The sequence below is a fragment of the Streptomyces sp. NPDC056222 genome (assembly GCF_042264065.1).
Taxonomy (GTDB): Bacteria; Actinomycetota; Actinomycetes; order Streptomycetales; family Streptomycetaceae; genus Streptomyces.
Map to the genome: position 1 here is coordinate 1 of NZ_JBHJTL010000222.1, position 1214 is coordinate 1214.

Below are 1214 nucleotides of genomic sequence, written 5' to 3' on the forward strand. Positions count from 1 at the left end.
GGACCCAAAGTCAATGAATTGCGCCCCAGACTGCGCTCGATGATCGGAGATGAGTAGGCGAGTGCGGTCAGGAACTGCGCACCGCCCACAGACGCCGTCACGAACGCTTTAGTACTCAAAAGTATGTCGGCAGCAAGCTCTTGCTGCCTGTCCGCAGCTTCCGCGTCTAAATAGCTGTAGTACGCCCCAATAAAACTACCCGCTCCCGCCAACACACTGCCGGCAACCTTCATCCGAATAGCACTGACACTACCCGCCCCATAGAACTCCTTGGCTACCGTTTCATGCACACTGGTATACACAGCCACAAGCGACATGCCGGACGCCAGTAACGTTGCGTAGTCACGCGTATCCTTATCCACCTTGGTTGCCAGATGGATGAAATTCACCATCTCCAACACGCCCGTAAGGGAATTCAAACGGACGACATTGCGGCTGCTTTCCGCCGCTGCCTGCCAACGCTTGCGCATCGCCAGTGCACCATGGTGCAGCTCCAGATCGCGAAGCGCGAACTGCATCGGCAGTGCACTCCCCTTCTTGCGATAGAACTGGATGCGCTCCAGGAAATAGCGCTTGCCCTGTTGGCCGCTGCTCAGCTCTTCGGCCACCAGGCTGATCGCCTCGTCGCGCTCCATCAATGCCCGCGTCAGGAGCACGACGCGGACCATGGCATTGCCGACAGTGTCCTGGATGCCCTTCATCGGAAATCGATTCAGAAGGTACGCACCTGCGGTAGTGACGAAGCGATCGACGCCACTCTCGCGAAGGATGCGGGCACTGGCGGTGGGGGGCGCAGCCTCCTTCTGCGCCACCTCCAACTTGCGGTAAAGGCTCAAGAAAGACCTCAGATGTGCGGTGCCTGCAATGAATGCCGCCCAGCTTGCGCCCGTCACCTCAAGAATTGTGTCGGCCCCGACCTGCGCCGCCGAGAGTGTCTGCTCCAGCTCCTTGCGAGCCTCTTCCTGGTTCTTCGCGATAGCTCGCCAGAGCAGGGATCCTCTTCCGGTAACTTTTGTGTCGTTGGCCGATTCAGTCAGAAATGCACGGCCGATCTCGTGCATGCCGAGCGCCGCAATGGCATCGGTGATTACTTCCTCGAACCACACGCCTTGCGCCGCAGACTGGCCGTCAAAGTCCTCCAGCGTTGCCAGAAACAGATCATGGCGGAGCCAGGCAACCAGCACAGCCATCTCTGGGCCCAACCGGTCGAGCAC

The 1214-nt window shown here is 59.2% G+C and carries 1 protein-coding gene; it reads right to left on the minus strand.

From position 1 onward, the window contains the following. On the minus strand, nucleotides 1–1190 hold a 1190-nt coding region (locus tag ACFC0D_RS38645), incomplete at its 3' end, for a T6SS effector BTH_I2691 family protein (protein WP_376446808.1). Nucleotides 1191–1214 lie beyond the last annotated feature (24 nt).